The sequence below is a fragment of the Corynebacterium sp. HMSC068H04 genome (genome assembly GCF_001811255.1).
GTDB classification, from domain to species: domain Bacteria; phylum Actinomycetota; class Actinomycetes; order Mycobacteriales; family Mycobacteriaceae; genus Corynebacterium; species Corynebacterium hesseae.
This window is the reverse complement of the sequence record NZ_KV804006.1, coordinates 1-17,764: the sequence shown is the minus strand read 5'-3', so window position 1 is coordinate 17,764 and position 17,764 is coordinate 1. Positions and strand designations below refer to the sequence as shown.

The 17,764-nt window shown below is 61.6% G+C and carries 21 protein-coding genes; 10 read left to right on the top strand and 11 right to left on the bottom strand.

Features of this window, described 5'->3' with window-relative positions; all coding sequences use genetic code 11:
- The first annotated feature begins 49 nt into the window (after positions 1–49).
- The 3 genes from HMPREF2792_RS07995 to HMPREF2792_RS07985 are packed head-to-tail and all read left to right on the top strand — an operon-like array spanning position 50 to position 2,932.
- A complete protein-coding gene (locus HMPREF2792_RS07995; protein WP_070532627.1) occupies positions 50–1,720 on the top strand; it encodes a carbon starvation CstA family protein in 1,671 nt (556 codons plus the stop codon).
- A complete protein-coding gene (locus HMPREF2792_RS07990; protein ID WP_046647629.1) occupies positions 1,710–1,967 on the top strand; it encodes a cory-CC-star protein in 258 nt (85 codons plus the stop codon). Before HMPREF2792_RS07995 ends, HMPREF2792_RS07990 begins: the two co-directional genes overlap by 11 nt.
- Positions 1,958–2,932: an ArsA family ATPase gene (locus HMPREF2792_RS07985; protein WP_070532625.1), complete on the top strand. Its 975-nt coding sequence runs from the start codon at positions 1,958–1,960 to the stop codon at positions 2,930–2,932. Before HMPREF2792_RS07990 ends, HMPREF2792_RS07985 begins: the two co-directional genes overlap by 10 nt.
- Here HMPREF2792_RS07985 and HMPREF2792_RS07980 read toward each other — a convergent pair.
- Positions 2,929–3,801 carry a LysR family transcriptional regulator gene (locus HMPREF2792_RS07980; protein ID WP_070532622.1) on the bottom strand — a complete coding sequence of 291 codons (873 nt, stop codon included), beginning with the start codon at positions 3,799–3,801 and terminating at the stop codon, positions 2,929–2,931. The genes HMPREF2792_RS07985 and HMPREF2792_RS07980 overlap by 4 nt on opposite strands.
- Positions 3,802–3,871: 70 nt before the next feature.
- Here HMPREF2792_RS07980 and HMPREF2792_RS07975 point away from each other — a divergent pair, with 70 nt between their 5' ends.
- On the top strand, positions 3,872–5,023 hold the full coding sequence (locus HMPREF2792_RS07975) for an MFS transporter (RefSeq protein ID WP_070532618.1): 1,152 nt from the start codon (positions 3,872–3,874) through the stop codon (positions 5,021–5,023).
- A gap of 11 nt (positions 5,024–5,034) precedes the next feature.
- Positions 5,035–6,327, top strand: a complete 1,293-nt coding sequence (locus HMPREF2792_RS07970; protein ID WP_070532615.1) for a copper oxidase — start codon at positions 5,035–5,037, stop codon at positions 6,325–6,327.
- A 127-nt stretch (positions 6,328–6,454) separates the two neighbouring features.
- On the opposite strand, the gene HMPREF2792_RS07965 is transcribed toward HMPREF2792_RS07970, so the two are convergent.
- Entirely contained in the window at positions 6,455–7,891 is a 1,437-nt protein-coding gene (locus tag HMPREF2792_RS07965; protein WP_198530315.1) for a TM0106 family RecB-like putative nuclease, read from the bottom strand.
- Between the two features lie 75 nt (positions 7,892–7,966).
- Here HMPREF2792_RS07965 and HMPREF2792_RS07960 point away from each other — a divergent pair, with 75 nt between their 5' ends.
- Positions 7,967–8,599 (top strand): DUF6474 family protein, encoded by a 633-nt coding sequence (locus HMPREF2792_RS07960; RefSeq protein WP_070523907.1) that lies wholly within the window; start codon positions 7,967–7,969, stop codon positions 8,597–8,599.
- Between the two features lie 195 nt (positions 8,600–8,794).
- Positions 8,795–9,112, top strand: coding sequence for a histone-like nucleoid-structuring protein Lsr2 (locus HMPREF2792_RS07955; RefSeq protein WP_070523909.1), 318 nt, complete (start codon positions 8,795–8,797; stop codon positions 9,110–9,112).
- On the opposite strand, the gene HMPREF2792_RS07950 is transcribed toward HMPREF2792_RS07955, so the two are convergent.
- Both HMPREF2792_RS07950 and HMPREF2792_RS07945 read right to left on the bottom strand, forming a co-directional pair.
- Positions 9,109–9,747: a LuxR C-terminal-related transcriptional regulator gene (locus HMPREF2792_RS07950; protein WP_046647640.1), complete on the bottom strand. Its 639-nt coding sequence runs from the start codon at positions 9,745–9,747 to the stop codon at positions 9,109–9,111. The two genes, HMPREF2792_RS07955 and HMPREF2792_RS07950, sit on opposite strands and share 4 nt — an antisense overlap.
- Before the next feature lie 36 nt (positions 9,748–9,783).
- A complete protein-coding gene (locus HMPREF2792_RS07945) occupies positions 9,784–10,956 on the bottom strand; it encodes a sensor histidine kinase (protein ID WP_070532610.1) in 1,173 nt (390 codons plus the stop codon).
- Here HMPREF2792_RS07945 and HMPREF2792_RS07940 point away from each other — a divergent pair.
- Positions 10,955–11,509 carry a DUF2020 domain-containing protein gene (locus tag HMPREF2792_RS07940; RefSeq protein WP_070532607.1) on the top strand — a complete coding sequence of 185 codons (555 nt, stop codon included), beginning with the start codon at positions 10,955–10,957 and terminating at the stop codon, positions 11,507–11,509. The two genes, HMPREF2792_RS07945 and HMPREF2792_RS07940, sit on opposite strands and share 2 nt — an antisense overlap.
- 55 nt (positions 11,510–11,564) lie before the next feature.
- On the opposite strand, the gene HMPREF2792_RS13175 is transcribed toward HMPREF2792_RS07940, so the two are convergent.
- Entirely contained in the window at positions 11,565–11,717 is a 153-nt protein-coding gene (locus tag HMPREF2792_RS13175) for a hypothetical protein (protein ID WP_167595825.1), read from the bottom strand.
- A complete protein-coding gene (locus HMPREF2792_RS07935; RefSeq protein WP_070532603.1) occupies positions 11,717–12,475 on the bottom strand; it encodes a class E sortase in 759 nt (252 codons plus the stop codon). The genes HMPREF2792_RS13175 and HMPREF2792_RS07935 overlap by 1 nt, the downstream gene beginning before the upstream one ends.
- A 65-nt stretch (positions 12,476–12,540) precedes the next feature.
- On the opposite strand from HMPREF2792_RS07935, the gene yidC reads away from it, so the two are divergent.
- Positions 12,541–13,527, top strand: a complete 987-nt coding sequence (gene yidC, locus HMPREF2792_RS07930; RefSeq protein ID WP_070532600.1) for a membrane protein insertase YidC — start codon at positions 12,541–12,543, stop codon at positions 13,525–13,527.
- On the opposite strand, the gene HMPREF2792_RS07925 is transcribed toward yidC, so the two are convergent.
- The 4 genes from HMPREF2792_RS07925 to HMPREF2792_RS13170 form a co-directional block, all read right to left on the bottom strand.
- Positions 13,484–14,092, bottom strand: a complete 609-nt coding sequence (locus HMPREF2792_RS07925; protein WP_070523919.1) for a TetR/AcrR family transcriptional regulator — start codon at positions 14,090–14,092, stop codon at positions 13,484–13,486. The two genes, yidC and HMPREF2792_RS07925, sit on opposite strands and share 44 nt — an antisense overlap.
- Before the next feature lie 68 nt (positions 14,093–14,160).
- On the bottom strand, positions 14,161–14,421 hold the full coding sequence (locus HMPREF2792_RS07920; RefSeq protein ID WP_010188457.1) for a GlsB/YeaQ/YmgE family stress response membrane protein: 261 nt from the start codon (positions 14,419–14,421) through the stop codon (positions 14,161–14,163).
- A gap of 140 nt (positions 14,422–14,561) precedes the next feature.
- Positions 14,562–15,458: a universal stress protein gene (locus HMPREF2792_RS07915; protein WP_070523921.1), complete on the bottom strand. Its 897-nt coding sequence runs from the start codon at positions 15,456–15,458 to the stop codon at positions 14,562–14,564.
- Positions 15,459–15,498: 40 nt separating this feature from the next.
- Positions 15,499–15,645, bottom strand: coding sequence for a hypothetical protein (locus HMPREF2792_RS13170; RefSeq protein ID WP_167595824.1), 147 nt, complete (start codon positions 15,643–15,645; stop codon positions 15,499–15,501).
- Here HMPREF2792_RS13170 and HMPREF2792_RS07910 point away from each other — a divergent pair.
- Positions 15,581–16,633 (top strand): pseudouridine synthase, encoded by a 1,053-nt coding sequence (locus tag HMPREF2792_RS07910; protein ID WP_083299169.1) that lies wholly within the window; start codon positions 15,581–15,583, stop codon positions 16,631–16,633. The two genes, HMPREF2792_RS13170 and HMPREF2792_RS07910, sit on opposite strands and share 65 nt — an antisense overlap.
- 35 nt (positions 16,634–16,668) lie before the next feature.
- Here HMPREF2792_RS07910 and HMPREF2792_RS07905 read toward each other — a convergent pair whose 3' ends face one another.
- On the bottom strand, positions 16,669–17,487 hold the full coding sequence (locus tag HMPREF2792_RS07905) for a hypothetical protein (RefSeq protein ID WP_232748502.1): 819 nt from the start codon (positions 17,485–17,487) through the stop codon (positions 16,669–16,671).
- Positions 17,488–17,764 lie beyond the last annotated feature (277 nt).

Below are 17,764 nucleotides of genomic sequence, written 5' to 3'. Positions count from 1 at the left end.
GGTGTCTACCAAACAGGGGTCAGGTCCTCTCGTCTTTATCGGACTCGCCATGATGCTGGCGGGCTACCTGCTGTACTCGCGCTTTCTTGCCTCGAAGGTGTATCAGCTCTCCGATAGCTTTTCCACGCCGGCCCACACCATGGAGGATGGCGTCGACTACGTCCCCACCAACAAGTACGTGCTGTGGGGCCACCACTTCACCTCGGTTGCGGGCGCAGCACCCATCATCGGCCCCGCCGTCGCCGTGATCTGGGGCTGGCTGCCAGCCTTCCTCTGGGTCACGCTGGGCACGGTCTTCTTCGCCGGCATGCATGACTTGGGCGCGCTGTGGGCTTCCCAGCGCCACCGCGGACAGTCCATCGGCACGCTCTCTGGGCGCTATATCGGCGCCCGCGGGCGCGCGCTCTTCCTCGTCGTCATCTTCCTACTGCTGCTCATGGTCAACGCGGCCTTCGCCGTGGTCATCTCCAACCTGCTGATTTCCACACCAACCGCCGTCATCCCCACGTGGGGCGCCATCCTCGTCGCTTTGCTCATCGGCCAGGCTATCTACCGTTTTCGCTGGAACCTGACCATCGTCTCCATCGTGGGCGTCGCCGCTTTGTACGCGCTGATGATCATCGGTGACCGCGTCCCGCTGGCCCTGCCGGAAACCGTCCTGGGCATCCCGGACCGCGGTGTGTGGATCATCCTGCTGTTCGTCTACGCCTTTATCGCCTCCCTGCTTCCGGTGTGGGTCCTGCTGCAGCCGCGTGACTACATCAATGGCCTGCAGCTTTTCGTGGGCCTCATCATCCTCTACGGTTCCTTCCTCATCACCCGCCCAGAGATTGTTGCGCCCACCGTGTCGGATCACGTCCCGGACAACACGCCTGGCATCTTCCCGCTGCTCTTCGTCACCATCGCCTGCGGCGCTGTCTCCGGCTTCCACGGTGTGGTCAGCTCGGGCACGTCTTCCAAGCAGTTGGATAAGGAAACTGATGCCCGCTTCGTCGGCTACTTCGGCGCTGTCGGCGAAGGCCTTCTCGCGCTCGGCACCATCGTGGCCACCACGGCCGGTTTCAAGACCGCCGCCGATTGGGAGGCCGTCTACAACGAATGGAATGCCGGCGGCGTCGACGCCTTCGTGCAGGGCGGCGGTGCCCTCATGAACGAAGGTTTGGGCATCCCCACCTCGCTGTCCGCCACCATCCTGGCCACCATGGCCGTTCTCTTTGCGGCAACGACGATGGATTCCGGCGTGCGTCTGCAGCGCATGGTGGTCTCCGAGGCCGCCGAACTCATGGGCATCAAGCTCAGCGGTCTGGTTGCCACCATTATCGCCGTCGGCTGCGCCTTGGGCCTGACCTTCTCCACCGGTGTTGACGGCTCCGGCGGCATGCTCATCTGGCCGCTCTTCGGCACGACCAACCAGCTCATGGCCGGCCTGACACTGTCCATCATCGTGGTCATCCTCACCCAGCTGCGCCGCCCGACGTGGCCGGTGCTGCTCCCGCTGGTCTTCGTCACCATCATGTCCCTGTGGGCTGCGGTGCTGCAGCTCAAGACGCTGTTCCAGGCCGGAAACTGGCTCCTCCTCGTCATCGATGCCGTCATCATCGTCGCCGCTATCTGGGTTATCGCCGAGTCCATCGCCGCCATCTCCCGCGCGCGCAAGGCCCCGCAGGTGGTGTGGAAGGACGAAGACATCGAACCTCCCTTGCCGGTCAATGCTCGATAAACTCAAAGCCTTCGGGCGCGGTCTCGACGAGTTCTATTCCGCGCCCTATCGGCGTTCCTTTGCCAAGGCACAGCAGGAGGAAGATGATCTCTTCATGCTGCTTATCCTCTCGGAGGCTCTCGGCCTGCCGAATCCCGCCAGCTATTACACCTTGGAGTTACTGCCGCTGATGTATGAAGATTTCCACGCCTGGCACACGCGCATGGGCATGGAGCGCTCACCCTTGAATGGAATCTCATGTTGTTAGCCCCCATCATGTTCTTCGGCGGCAAGGGCGGGGTGGGTAAAACCACGCTGGCCACCGCCACCGCGCTGCGTCTGGCTCAACAAGGCAAGCGCGTGCTGTTGGTATCCACGGACCCGGCGCACAACCTGGGGCACATCTTTGACACCGCGCTTGGCGACGTCCCAACGAACGTCCGCCCCAACTTAAACGTCATCGAGATCGACCCGGCGCGGGCGACGGAGGAGCACCTGAGGGGCGTCGGCAAGCAGATGCGCCGCTTCATGCCGGAGCGTCTGCACCGCGAGGTCGACCGGCACCTGGACCTCGCGCGGCACTCGCCTGGCACGCACGAGGCGGCGATGCTGGAGCGCATAGCGGAACTCATCGAAGAGCAGCAGGACAGCGGGGAGTTTGAGCACATCATCGTCGATACCGCTCCTTCCGGTCACACCTCGCGGCTCATGGCGCTGCCGGAAATCATGGCGGCGTATACCGATGGGCTTCTGGCCCGGCGCGAAAAGTCGGATAGGTTTGGCGCGGTGGTGCGCGGCATGACCTCGGCGGAGAAGGCGGTATCCGCCAGCTCGCAGGATCCGGTGGACCGCCGTAATCAGGAGATCCGTTCCACGCTGCTCAAGCGCCGCCGCCGCTTCGAGCGTTTGCGCTCCGTGCTTTCCGACGAAACCACGACCGCCTTCTTCCTCGTCCTCACCGCGGATCGCACCCCGGTGTTGGAAACCGCCGAGTTCTTCACGGACCTGAGCTCCCATGGCGTGCACTGCGGTGGGCTGCTGGTCAACCGCCGCACTCCGGAAAGCACGGAAGAGTTTCTTCAGCAGCGCCGCGCCTCGGAGGATGCGGCCCTCGCGCTGCTCGCGGAGAAGCTGCCGGGCCAACCGGTGCACACCATCCCCTGGCTGCCCCACGAGGTCTCCACCCCAGAGGCGCTCGCAGCTCTGGCCGCTGAGCTTCCCTTCGATAGCTAGTCGGCGCTGCGTGCCACGACGAAGTCCTTAAAGTGCTCGACCGGCGGAGCATCATCGCCTTCGCGCCACACCAAGCCCAGCTCGCGGTAAGCCGCGGGCTGCAGGGGCACGGGGTTGCGGGCTTTGAGGTAGGGGTCATCGAGTGGCAACAGAGCCGATCCCAGCCCGGCGGCCACGAGGCCCGCCACGGTGGTGAGCTCCATGGATTCGAAGACGAGGCGCGGGGTGAAGCCGGCCTCGCTCGCTAGGGAGTCGAGCAACATGCGCGTTCCATAGCCCGGCAGCATGCCGATGAAGGGTTCATCGCGGAAGTCTTCCATGCGCACCCCGTCTCGCCCTGCGGCCCAATGACCTTCCGGAACCGCTAGACCGAGGCGTTGCAGTTTGAGCTGGTGCCACCCTAGCGGTCCGGGGGCCGTAGGGCGGGGGCCGACCAGCGCCAAGTCGGATTCGCCGGCGGCTACCCTCTCCACGAGCTCGCGGGCCGCACCCTGGTGCAGACGGATATCCACGTGGGGATGCTGGGCGCGGTAGGCCTTGAGCAGCTCCGGGACCATCCACGTGCCCAAGGAATGCATGAAGTCGAGGCGCACGGTGCCGCGCTCCGGATCCATGAGGCGGGACACGGCATCGCGCGCGGCAGCTTCGGACATCAACACCCGCCGAGCGTGTTCCACGAATGCCTGGCCGCGGGCATTCAGCCGCAGGCGCCGGCCGCTGCGCTCGAAGAGGCTGGCCCCCACCTCCGCCTCGATGCGCTGCACGCGGCGGGTCAGCGCGGATTGAGAAAGCCCGAGGGCGTCGGCAGCCGCGCCGACGAGCCCATGGTCCGCCACCGCGACCACGCCGCGCACATCTTCCAGATTCATGCACACCTCGCATGCTTTAAGTAACTTTCGGACATTTTACACATAAGCCGCGCTAGGCCATGCTTGATGCATGACCAGAACGCGGCGCGCCACCATTGCCATGCTCTTCGTGGGCCTGGCAATTTTTTCTTGCCTCTATCCCACCCAAGCCATGCTGCCCACCTTGGTGGAGGACATGGGCATGTCCCCCACCGAAGCCGCCATGACCATCTCCGCTGCCACCGGTGCGCTGGCCATTTGTGTCATCCCCGTGTCCATCATCTCCGAGCGCATCGGTCGCGGAAAACTACTGCTTGTTTCCACCATCGCGGCCACGCTCATCGGCATGCTCGTGCCGCTTGCCCCCAATCCAGAGATCCTCATCGCCACCCGCGCGCTCCAGGGCGCTGTCATCGCCGGCGCACCCGCTACCGCCATGGCCTGGATTTCGGAGGAGCTCGAAAGCTCCTACGTCGCCCGCGCCATGGGGCTGTACATCGCCGGCACCACCATCGGTGGGCTGACCGGCCGCCTCATCCCCACCGGGCTTCTCGAGCTCACCTCCTGGCGCTGGGCCCTGGCCGGCTCCAGCCTGGTCACACTTATCCTCGCCATCATCGCCGCTATTTTGCTGCCCTACCAGCAGAATTTCACCCCAAAGGAAATCCACTTCCGCTCGGAGCTGCGAGCCATCTTCCGCCATGCCCGGGATACCCGCCTCATCCCTTTATTCATCGTGGCCTTCGTGGCCATGGGCACCTTCGTATCCCTCTATAACTTCCTGGCATTTAGGCTCATCAACCACTTCCACCTCGCGCCCGGTTTGGCAGGCTTGGTCTTCCTCTTCTACCTCACCGGCACATGGTCCTCGGCGCGCGCCGGCCGGCTGGTCTCACAAGTAGGCCACGCCAACACGCTGCTCCTATCCTGCCTGCTTTTTGCCGTGGGCATCGCGCTATGCATGGGCTCTTTAATCCCCACCCTGCTCGGCATCGTGTTATTCACCATCGGCTTCTTTGCCGCGCACTCCACGGCCTCGGGGTGGGTGGGCCATATCGCCACCCACGACCGCGCGGAGGCCTCCAGCCTCTACGTCTTCTTCTATTACCTGGGCAGCTCCATCCTGGGCGCGCTGGCCGGCGTGCTCTTTGATTCCTTGTCGTGGACCGGCTTCATCGCCGTCTACACCGCCCTCGCCACGGGCATCGCGGTGCTGAGTTGGGTTGTGAGAAAAACCGGATAAACTCGTGTTTTATGGACAAGTGGTCGCCGCGCACATGGCACAGGAAAGCATCCCGCCCGGTCAGCCTGTGGATGATGGTTTTTCTTCTCGCCGGCGCAACCCACACCCTTATCCCAAACTACCGCTGGGTCCTCATCCATCTCTTCACCCTGGGCATCCTCAGCAACAGCATCGTGGTGTGGTCCCAGCACCTCACCGAAAAGTTCGTGCAGCTCAAAGTTCCGATGTCGGCCCGCCCTCGCCAGCTCGCGCGGATTTATCTGCAGAATGCCGGCGTTATCCTCACCCTCGTGGGCCAAATCCTCAGTGAATATTGGGGCCACCACTGGGTGCTCACACAGATAGGTGCCACGCTTGTCGCTCTTGCGGTGTCCTGGCATGGGTTGGCCCTCTTTGCTTTGTGGCGCCGCGCGGAATCCAAACGATTCCGCCCCGTCGTCGCAGCTTATGTGGCCTCGGCCTTCTTCCTTGCCGTGGGCGCTACTCTTGGCGCATTCCTCGCCACACACCCCTCCCATCCGCGCCTGCTCATTGCACACGTTGCCGCCAACATCGGCGGTTTCGTCGGCCTCGCAGCCGCCGGTTCACTCACCATCTTGTTCCCATCTATCTGGCGCACCAAGGGAATCAACCCACACATGAGCCTAAGCTTCACGCTGCTGGCGCTGGGCGTGGTGACCACCGTGATCGGCAGCGCGTGGAATGTACCGCAAGCGGGTCTGATCGTCTACTGCGTCGGCTGGGCGCTCAGCCTGCAGAGCTGGCTGCTCAATGCCCTCACCGTGTTCCGAGAACCACGCGGGCGCATCACCTTCCCGGCGCTATCTGTGCTCTTTTCCTGCTTCTGGTTGCTCGGCAGCCTGGTGTATTACACCACCCAGCATTTCTTCTCCAGCGAGCCACAGATTCCCATGCTCGCGCTCGTCGTAGGGTTTGGCGCCCAACTGCTCATCGGAGTCATGGGCTATATGCTGCCCACCACGATGGGCGGCGGCCCTTCAGCGGTGCGGGCTGGCCTGCGCGAATACAACCGCTGGGGGCTGGGGCGCTCGGTCTTCATCAACGGCGGGCTTGCCCTGTGGCTGGCCACCTCCAGTTCCCTCACCATGGTTGTCGCCTCCCTGCTCTGCCTCGGTTCCATGGCCATCATCCCCGTACTCACCGCTCGCGCGGTCAAGGCTCAGAAAGCCGTGCTCCTCAAGAAGGCCGAAGGCCCAGCGCCCACGACCACCACGGACTGGGACCAGGTGTGGGTGGCCCTTGCGGTGCTCATTATCCTCGGCGGACTCAGCCTCATCCTGTAGATCCCCAGACCTGAAACCCGCAACCTCCTGGGGTGGGTGGTGGGGCGTCGGCAAGCGCTTGGCGACGCCCACCTGCAGGTTGCGGGTTTCAGGTCTGGGGACTTGCACACGGGAGGGCAGGGAGAAGCTAGGGCTCGAGGGATGGCACTCCCGGCGCGCCGTGAGACATCCACTCGCGGACGGCATGGGTCGCGCGCACATCGCCGGCGTTATAGTGCAGAATCTGCGCACGCGCGTCCGTGTCACCGGCGAGGGCGGCTCGGCGGGCATTGACGGATTCCTCGCCATCGAACTCTTCCGGCCATTCAAAGCCAGCGACGGGCGCCACGGTTTTCAGCCCCAGGCCCGCAGTGCCGGCGAAACTGCGCTTGACGTGGACGAACATGTCCACCCATTCCTCTGAGGAGATGAATTCCTCGACCTCCTCCAGGCTCGGGGAGGAGAAGCGCTGGGCGGACCTGCGCATCCAATGGTTTTCGCCGTGGGCGGAGTAGCAATAGGCCGCGAAGGTCTTGCCCGCTGCATGCGCGTCAGCGCGCACCCCCATGAGCCACTCCCAAAACTCGGCGAAATTCTCCGCCTCGGCCCGCCCTCCCAGCGGATCCCAGGTCACAAAGGGGTGGTACTCGCCGTCCAGGAGCGCGCCCCACAGGTAGGCACCTTGATCCAGGTAGGCCTCCATATCGACGTCGACTTCCACATCCGCGCGAGGAACGCTAACCCGGTCGCGGCGCAGCAAAGGGACGCCCTCGCGCCACGCAGCAGCGAGGGCGGAGGGGGCGCCGAGGGAGGCGTCGATAAGCCCCTGCACCGTCGTGATACCGCGCTCGCGGTAGGGGTTAGCGCGGTCGCCCGGCAAGAAGAGGGAGATATCATCCCGGGCCTCCAGCTCTTGCTTACACAAGGGCCAAAAGCGGCAGGAGGCGCACTCCTTGACGCGGCGCGGCCCAGCGGGAAGCGGCTGTACGAGCGCCTCATCGATGCCGAAGCGCGAGGTATCCGTGACAAAAGCCTGACCGCGGTCCTGCCCAATCGCCGCACCCCTGCCAGAATTCAGGCCGACGTCCTCCAAACCCCGCGCGGCCAGGGCTAAACGGTAGCCATCGACGGCGTGATGCTTAATCTTGTATTTCGCCGGCAGCGGCTCACTCAATCCCAAGCGATGGGTGGGGACAACCAGCGTGCGCGAGTTCTCATGCGGGCGGGCCACGCGGTGATCCGAGACGATAACGGGGCTGTACTTATCACCATCCCGAACCAGAAGCTCCACGCGCACCATCCACTCCGACGTGGAAATGACGGCGTTGGTGATGTGTGTGTAACCGTGAGCCAGCGCCTCCAGCGTGGCAAGCGCCCGCTCGAAATCATCCCCCTCCAGATCAATCCGGCGGAAACGGCCAGGCCCCTTCTTGGGAAGGCGAGCGAGCGCGGCATCGATAGCCGCGGCGTGGCGCTCCGCCCGGGCTTGGCTCACCGCGGTGCGTGGGATCTCGGGATGGGCGCGGCGCTGCACCAAGCGATAACGGCAGCCCACGAGGTCCGTGGCGACGAGCACATCCTTCACAGCAGGTGAGCTTAGTAGACCACCTTGCTAGAGTTGTAGCGAGACCCTAAAGATAGATTATTTAAGGACGTTTCAATGGGCATTATGAAGAAGATCCGCAAGGCCCGCCGTGAGGCCCGCGCCGAGATCAAGGCTGCCAAAACCCGCGCAAAGGCAGAGGTAAAGGCCGCGGATAAGGCCAAGCACCGCCAGCAAAAGCTATTGGCCCGTCAGGAAAAGGCGCTTATCAAGTCCGAGGAAAAGGGCCTAAAGAAGCGCCGCAAGCACGAATACAAGATGGCCAAGAAGGAACTCGAGCGTATTAAGGAAGGCCGCTTTAATAAGAACAATGTCAAGCGTTATGCCGGCGCCCTGCGCACCGCAGCGCCCCTTCTTTTGCCTCTCCTTTACCGCGGTATCACCGTTGCCCAGCGCGAGGTTGAGAAGAAGCGCGCGCAGAAGGCCGGCGTCAGCGCCGAGCAGCTGGCCTCCTTCTCCGGCCACGGCGCACCGCTCAAGGCCCGCACCGCCGGTATCCGCAATTCGCTGAAGGATGCGCAGCTTCCCGCCGGTTTCAAGCGCGACGTCAAGGAGCGCCTCAACGAGCTTGATTCTGCGATCGACAATGCCGAGTACATGACCGATCAGCAGCGCCAGCGCGCACACCGCTCCATCTCCGGTGAGATCGACTCGCTCAACGACGAGATCCAGTCCAAGCTGCGCGCATAGCCGCTCGCACGGATTCTCTACGCCTTCGGGCCACTGCCTTCCCCGCTTTTAGACGGTGGAGGATATACGGCCCGAAGGCTTTTTCTTTCGCGCTCAAAACCCCTCTTTGAAATCCCACATTAGCGGCGTCACGGAATTTGTTTTCGTTCTATAGTTAATAGCGGGAGAATCAGTTTAGAGCTCGAATGGAGAAACATGGCACGCCGCGAAATCACCCAGTTTTTTGACGATATTGATAATTCGCCCCTCAACGAAGATGAAGTGATCGTTATCCGCTTCAGCGTTGACGGTAAGGATTATCTCCTCGACGTCTCGCAGGAGAATGCCGACAAGTTCCACGCTGCCCTAGAGCCTTTCGTGAAGGCTGCCCGCCACCCGGTCAAGAAGGACACTCGCCGCTACAAGCCGGCCGATGTCCGCGCATGGGCCGCCAAGCACGGCTACGAGGTGGCCGAGCGCGGCAAGATCCCCAACGACGTCATCCTGGCCTACCGCGACGCCAACAACCTCTAAAGAACGCCCTGCTCGCGTGCTGCCGCCACGGCGGAGGTGCGGGAACGCACGCCCAATTTGTCGTAGATGTGGACCAGGTGAGATTTCACCGTCGCCTCCGACAGCATCAGCTCCACCCCGATCTCACGGTTAGAGGAACCCGCCGCGACCAGCTTCAGTACTTCGAGCTCGCGCGGGGTGAGCGAGGTGCGCGGCGTGCGCACGCGGGTCATCAGTTTGTCAGCAACCACGGGCGAGAGCGCCGAATCACCGTCGGCCGCCGAGCGCACCGCCGCGAGCAGCTCCACCGGCGGCGCATCCTTCAGCAAGTAGCCCACCGCTCCGGCCTCAATCGCCCCTAGAATGTCCGCGTCAGTGTCGTAATTGGTCACCACGAGCACCTTCGGCGGGTTCTCCATGGAGTAGCGGATGGCGGCAGTCGCCTCCGCGCCGCCCATGACGCGGGTGCCTTCAATACCCGCTCCAAACCGCAGATCCATGAGGAGGACGTCAATGCCACCTGCCTGCGCTGCGGAGACGGCGGCTTCGGCAGTCGCTACCTCACCCACCACCTCGATGTCCTCAGCCCCCTCGAGCACCGAGCGTAAACCTAGGCGCACGATCTCATGGTCGTCGGCAAGCAAGACCCTAATCACGGGCTTCCTCCTCATTGGTACGGTGTGGACAATTTCCTAATCTACATCGTTGTTTAAGGGCACACTAACTGAGACCGCCGTGCCAGTTCCCGGCGTGGATTCAACCACGACCTCGCCGCCGAGTTCCGCCGCGCGCCGGCGCATGGCGGATAGACCAATGTGGCCCAGCCCCGCCGGTTTATTTTCCACCGCTTCCACATCAAAGCCCTGGCCGTTATCCACCACATCCACGCGCACCTCGTCCGGCGCATACGTCACGGTCACCCGAGCCTTCGTGGCGTGGGCATGCTTGACGACGTTCCCCACCGCTCCCTGCGCAATCCGCAGCAACGCTGCTTCCACCTTCATGGGTAGCTGTTGCGCATCGCCTTCTACGTCCACTGAGACGTCGAGCCCACCGGTCGCCGCAAAATTCTCAGCCATCCTTGTCATTGCCGCCCCCAAGGAGGTTTCGGACAACGCCGCCGGCTGCAACGCCGCAATCATGGCGCGCGCTTCGTGGAGGTTATCCGCTGCTGTTCGCCGAGCCAGTTCGATGCGTTCCTGCGCCTTGGGGATATCCTCCTGTGCGAGATCGCGGTCAGCGGCATGCAGGAGCATCTGAATGGAGGACAAACCTTGTGCCAGCGTGTCGTGGATTTCGTGGGCGATGCGCTGGCGCTCAGCGGTCATGCCGGCCGTGCGCTCGGACTCCACGAGCTGGGAACGGGTCTTCATCAACTCCTGGTTCATGCGGCTCAACGCCCGGAAGGCATAGGTAATAGCAATCGTCACCAAGGCCGATACCGCCGGGCCCATGATGCCGCCGAAGGAGAGCCCGCCCGGTACTTGCACCAGGATGGTCACCGCCGTGGCCGCGAGCACGCAGATGATGCCGGGAATCATCTCCAGCACATAGAGGTAGACAAAGTACAGAGAGAACACGAGGTAGATGGCCGCGGGCGCCACCGCTATATCCGCTAACCACAAGACCGTGAGGATAACCATCCAGCCATAGCGCGCGACGCGCGGCAGGGCCTCCATATAGGCCGAGCCCCCGAAGTACACCACCGCGAAGGAGACCAACAGCAGCAGGTTGAGCACGCCCTGCCACAGCGGCAGGCGTACCGTCATAAATATCGCCACCACCAGCAGCGTCGCCGTCAGGACGTGGATACCGTTGCGCAGTGCATCCGATTCAACCGAGGGCTGGTCTAGTGTGGACGTCATGCGCCACAGCCTACTTCCCCCACTCGCCGCCTGCCTGATCGGCATAAGTTTTGCCGCGGTGGGGTGTTCAGATGCAGCCGACCCCGCCCCCACCACCCAGGCCGCCAACCCCTCGTCCGACACAAACTCAGGCGATGGCCTGCCCACGGACGCTACCGCCGAGGTCAGCGACTGGGAAGACTGCCCCTACCTGGACACGCAATGGGTGGCCGATACGAATGGGCAGAGGATGACCCGGTGGGGCGTCGACAAGCGCTTTAGTACCCCCGCCTGCGTGTTCTGGTCCTACCCCGAGGAACCACAGGCTACCGTCCTGGTCCGGCAGATGCCCAGCGTCGACGAGGCGCGCGCGGTCGTGGATTCGGCCGCACCGGTTGAGGATACGGAGCTCGCCGAATTCGATGGGTGGTCCGGCGGGCGCGGCGTCTTTGAGGATCGCTCGGTCTTTGCAGTCCAGAAGAACAACCACGCCGTGGTGGTGTGGTCAAACCAGCTACAGACTCTCAAGCCCCAGCTCATAGCGCAGGAAGCAATCAACCGCTTAGGTCTGTAACGACCTAAGCACAGTAACGACCTAAGCATTTAATGGTCTAAACAGCGACTAACGCCTAAACGGCGACGTCATTATAGGGCATCTGCGCCGCTACCCAGGGGAAAATCACCTCCATGAGCAGGAAGAAAACCCCTACGGCGAGGGCCAGAGCCAACAACGCCTTGACCGCGGTGGGGCCGGGCAACAGGTTCCAAAGTGCGCGATACATTAGTTCTCCTCCAAGACGGCGGGGCGGGCATTGTCATCTGCTCCGGGTGCTTTAGCCTCGCGGTCAGTCTCCATCGCGTGAATGATCATGCGCTCTGCATTGGAGAACTGCGGGTGGCAGGTGGTGAGGGTGAGCAGGGATTCGCTGGGGTCAGCCCCTTCCATCCCGGGAACAGGCTGGAGCACGCTCACATCACCCGGCAGGGTGATATGGCGCCCCTGTACAGCCTGGTATTCCGGCTTGGCTTGCTGCTCTGGGCTGAAGCAGTCCCCCGCAGCCCCCTCGATAGGCAGCACGCGGTAGGTAATCCAGTCCGTCGCGGTTTCGATGACGATGGCATCGCAAGCCTGCAGGTTTCCCAGGTCATTGAAGGGAGCGCCCTTGCCCACACGGTGCCCGGCTACCGCGAAATTGCCCGGCTCACCAGGCATCTGCGTGTCGGTATAGTGCCCCGGCCCGCGCAACAAATCGTCTTCGTCGGTTCCTTCGAGAACCGCGAACGCGAAGTCCGAGCCGAAGGCCGGGATATAAAGGCGCGCAAAGGCCTCACCGAGCTTCGGGGCATGGCCCGCTCCGCGTGGGTTGTGCCATTCTTCCTGCAGCGTCTCGTTGGCTTGGTCCTGCTTGTGACCAGACTCGATGTTTGTCCAATAGGACTCATAAAAGGCAAAGAGAAGCAGAAGCACGCCGGCCGTCAGCATAAGCTCACCGATGACGGTCCCTACGGTCGGCCGAGTGCGCGCGGTGGGGTGGGGCATACCCATACCTTAGCCTCCCGGTAACGTGTAAGTGCCCCATCACCCTGCAGAAAGAGGAGTAGGCGATGATCAATATCTTCATGTACCCGGTCTCCGGAATCATGAAACTCTGGCACCTACTTTTTGGTTCCTTCCTTGACGGCTCGATGGCGTGGATCCTCACCATCGTCTTCCTCGTGCTCACGGTCCGCGGCATCATCGCTCCGCTGAATTGGCTCTCCGTGAAACAGGGCCGCATCGGCGCCCTCATGCGCCCGGAGATGACCGAACTCAATGAACACCTCACGCAGGCCGATTCGGTCGATGAGGCTGTCGACATCCTCACCCAGCAACGCGAGCTCAAGGAGCGCTTCCAGCACAACCCGCTGGTGGGTTGTTTCCCCGCCTTCCTCATCATCCCGGCTTTCATTGGCCTCTACCAGGTGGTTCTTCGGGTGTCAGGCTCCGCGAATGAACCGGTGGGGATGCTCACGCTTGGCGACGTCTCCTCCTTCCGCACCTCCACCGTCTTCGGCGTCCCCCTCACCGATTTCGCGCGCGAGCATCACGACTTGGTCCTACCGATGCTCGTGGCGGCACTCGTGTTCACCTCCCTCAACACGCTCATCACGCTCTACCGTGGCTTTCTTACCACGGTCTTCGATCAGAAGATTCCGCGCCGCTTGCTGTGGTTCATGGCGCTCATGGTGGTTCTCATCCCCTGGATGCTGTGGAAAGTGGCTTGGCATGGCCCCATCCCCGTGACCATCATCTTCTACTGGGGCTGCTCCTACCTCTTTACCCTGCTACAGACCTTGGTATATGAATTGATCCTGCACCGTCGCTATCCCCTACCGGAGGCCGTCCACGAACAGCGGCGCGACAGCATCCGGCGGTGGCGGGCTAAGGAAAAGAAGAAAGAGAAGAAAGCCGCTAAACAGCGCCTTAAGGAAGACCCTGCCCACAAAGAGGAGGTTGCTGCTGCCCGCAAACGCCACTCGGCCATCGTGGCGGAGGCACGCAAAATTGTTAAATCGAATAGTCAGCAGGAGGCGCCGAGAGAAGCTGAATAGCCAGCTGCTTCGCGGTTACCAGCGGGGCGACGTCGCGGGTCAGGCGGGCGCCGGCGAGCCCGCCATCGAGGAAAATGAGGATTTGGCTCGCCTGCTCCTCTGAGGGGTAGCCATTCTTGGCGTTGAGCAGGGCAGTGATCGTGGAATGCATCCATGTGCGGTGATCGACGCATGCCGCCACGATGCCCCGCTCGGCATCCGTCTCTGGACGCGGGTATTCACCGGCCGCGTTGAGGAAGTGCGAGCCCCGGAACTCCATGGAGGGTTGTTCCTCGATGGCCTTGTCGAAGAAGGCGAGGATCTTGCTCTCCGGATCGGTCGCGTCCTCGGTGCGCCTCTGCCAATCAGCGCGGTATTCCTCATCGAGGGCCTCGACGTAGGCGATAACGAGGGCATCCTTGGAGCCGAAAAGGGAGTAGAGCGACGCCTTCGCCACGTCGGCCTCGCGCAGGATACGGTCAATGCCGATAACGCGGATGCCCTCGGTGGTAAAGAGCCGCGTGGCGGATTCAAGTAGTCGGCTCCGCGGGCTCGGGCGGTTGCGACGCGACTTCTTTTCGGCCATTTCTTCTCCTCACATGACAAAACCGGTTCATCTATACAATATAGACAAACCGGTATGTATGCGAATTTTTACTTCTTGCGGCCCGTAATGGCTCCCACGATCCACAGCAAGATACATGCACCGACCGTTGCCGTAATGATCATCAGGAACCAGCTATCGCCGACGCTCTTGTTGAAGAGCGCTAGCAATCCGCCACCGATGAGGCCGCCGATAACACCAACGATGAGGTTGGTGAACAGCCCCTGGTCACGCTTCATAATCTTCTCAGCGAGCCAGCCGGCAATGATGCCAACAACAATCGAACCAAAGAAACCGAGACCGAGTCCCATGACACTCACTCCTTTGAATAACAGTAAATAGCGTTTATCTACGTACCCTCCCACCGTACGCGTTAAAACACCAAAACGACTCGGGCACACCACTTATCCAATAAAAGGGCCCGAATCGTTATAGCGAGGTTATGCGATGGTTACTCCGAGTCTGGTCGAACCACCATCATCGGGCACGGCGCGGACTGCAGCAGTGCGCGGGAGGTAGAGCCCAAGAGCATGCCCTTGAAGCCACCGCGACCGTGGGAGCCCACAACGAGCAGCTGCGCACCTTCGGAGGCCTCCGAGAGTGCACGGACCGGGCGGTCACGGGCGATAACCTTCTTAACCTGCACGTCCGGGTACTTCTCCTGGAACTCCGCGAGGCGTTCGGTCAGCAGTTCTGCTTGCTCCTTCTCGACCTCGGCCCACTCCGCTTGGGCTGCTGAAAGCCCAGCCAGGGAAGCTTGAACCTGCATGTCCATCCAGGTGTGAACGGCGATGAGTTCAGCGCCGCGGGCATCTGCTTCCTTGAAGGCGTAATCGGTTGCCTTCTGGGAGACCTCGGAACCATCGACACCGATAACAACGGGACCGTACTTCGTGGATTCGGTGACGTGGTTATCCTCACGGACCACGACCACCGGGCAGGATGCGTGGGAGACCACAGATGCAGATACCGAGCCCATGACCATGCCGGACAGGCCGCCCATGCCGCGGGAACCCATGACAATCATGGTGACGTCCTTGGACATCTCCAGCAGCATGTCGATCGGGGAACCCTCAGCCACGGTGTGGCCAATCTTCAAATCCGGGGCAATCTTGTGAGCCTCGGCGCGGGCCTCCTCGATCTTCTCTAAGGTCTCTGCCTGGAGGTCATCAAAAAGCTCCTTCGGCGGGACCATGCCTTCGGCGTAGAGGAACTGCGGCATCGTGTAACTCGATGCGATACGTAGCGGGATACCCCGTTTCACCGCAGTATTTGCAGCCCAGCGGACGGCGTTCTTCGACGCTTCCGAACCATCAACGGCGACGACGACAATGTCTTCCTTTGCCATGACCTTTCCTTTCGAAGTGCTTACACCTCCAGTCTAATACCTACTGGCCGACCTGTGGGGCGGTAGCGGCATCAGCATTCGCTGGGAAAAGAATGTTGTAGGCAGCCACAGCAATATCACGAATGACGGCACCGATACCATTAGAGAAGAAATCGATGACGGGCGCGAGAATAGAGTTGAAATCCATGGGGCAAAGAATATCGCAAAAAGGGCGTGGCGCAACACCACTTCCTATCCGCGATGGACTAAACCCCACTCACGCCCGCGTTGTCGAAGGCCCCATCACCGCGTGGGACTTTGTGCACGACCTCATCGTGACCCAACGTCACCGCCACCCCGACGATAACGACGCGGCCCTCCAAGCCCGCTTCACAGCGAACGAGGTTGTATCCCAAGACGGCACCCCGCTTAGTCCCGACAGCACCCTCGCCACCAACGCGATGGTGTACTTCTACCGCATGCCGGCTCCCGAAACACCCGTCCCATACGACATCCCAATCCTGCACGAAGACGAGCACCTCTTGGTCGTCGACAAGCCGCCCTTCATGGCTACGATGCCTCGCGCCCGCCACATCACGGAGACTGCCACCGTTCGCCTTCGCCGAATGACAGGCAACAACGAGCTTTCCCCCGCGCATCGCCTGGACCGGCTTACCTCGGGCATACTCGTCTTCACCAAGGACCGCACCGTTCGGGGCGCCTACCAAACGCTCTTCGCCGAGCGCCGCGTCACCAAGACTTACGAAGCCATCGCCCCGCTTGCCGACGTCTCCCCCGGCACCGTCTGGCGCTCCCGTATGGAGAAGACCCCAGGGGAATTGCAAGGTCGCATCGTCGAGGGCGAAGTCAACGCCATCACCGAGGTCGGCGGCGTGGAACCAGTAGATAAGGCACCGTACGAAGCCATCCACGGTTCACTTCCCGAGATAGCGAAGTACACTCTCAAGCCACAGACCGGCAAGACTCATCAGCTCCGGCTACACATGCTTCAGGCGGGCATCCCTATTATTGGTGACCCCATATACCCGGTCATTTTCCCTGCAGAGGCCGAAGACATGCGGATTCCCATGCACCTGACGGCGACACACATTTCTTTTGTTGATCCATTCACAGCCAGACCCCGAGAATTCTCCTCTCAACTACCGCTTGGAACCCACCATTTATTGAGCCCGTAATTAGGAACATTTAACCATTGTCAATGGCCTTCGACCTACCTTTCGAAGGCCGGGATCTCGCGTTCATTTCCAAGCGGACGCCCGGCCGCCTCCCACCAGGTGCCCGTGTCCCGCGCGCCCTTCCACCCGGCAACGTAGGCCACCACCAAGCCAGCGACCGGAACGACGACAGCGCCAATCGGACTGAACAGAGACGCCGCAAAATCAATCACATGGTCAATCTGGAAGAACTCAAACACCATGCCGTAAAACTCACCCCGGCTATGCAGGTCCGAAACGCGCTTAGCCACGGGTTCAATCACTGGTTCTAGTCGGTCACGAATCGCCGGCCCGAAAAGCAAAAGAACAAAGGACAGCGCCGCCAATGCGAACTTCTTACTGAGTTCCCACGCGCCCGCGCGGTGGGGATGTGTGGCTAAGTCAACGCGCCTCTTCCGTGCTGACTCGTTGGCAACCGGAAGAAAGTCGATCCGCTTAAGGTCATCACCGAGTCTTACCCGCGCTGAACGACTATCGGGCTCAAAGACATTTACAGTCTTGTCCGCAAAGAAGTGGCTCAGACCGTCCTCTTCCCACCCTGGGGCCGGCCTCTCCCTCAAGACCAAAGAATGCTCAATATCTTTCACCCGGGAGACAACCTGCCCCTCACGTATCAGACATGCAGCCGGCACCCTATCCATCAACCCACGGGGTATAGGACACTGCGCAACCCGCGTCTGAATCTCATCCGAGGTAGCAAGACTTTCAGCACTTTCTGAGTCCGCCAGGGCAGAAACTTTGCTCCGTGCTGCAAGCAGAACATAGACGGTCTTTCCCTCATAGGGAAGTTCCCACAGGTCAAACTTGTCGCTCAAACGCAACGCCCGCAACTTTGACAGTCTGCGCGAACAACACCAATAACCACAGCCTCTACTGTAACTGACCCTGCCAAGGAAGACGAACAGAACAACTTCACCCCAGCATCGACAGACGTGGTGCCGAGGAGGGCCCTCATGACTCGGTCACTAAAAAGCTATTTGTTCAGACCTGGAAGTGCAGACGTGGTAACGCATGCCGGTAGTGCTGGCAAAACGAAAAAGAGACCGTTAAAGCAATGATGGTGCTTTAACGGTCTCTTCGTTGTTTGTATTG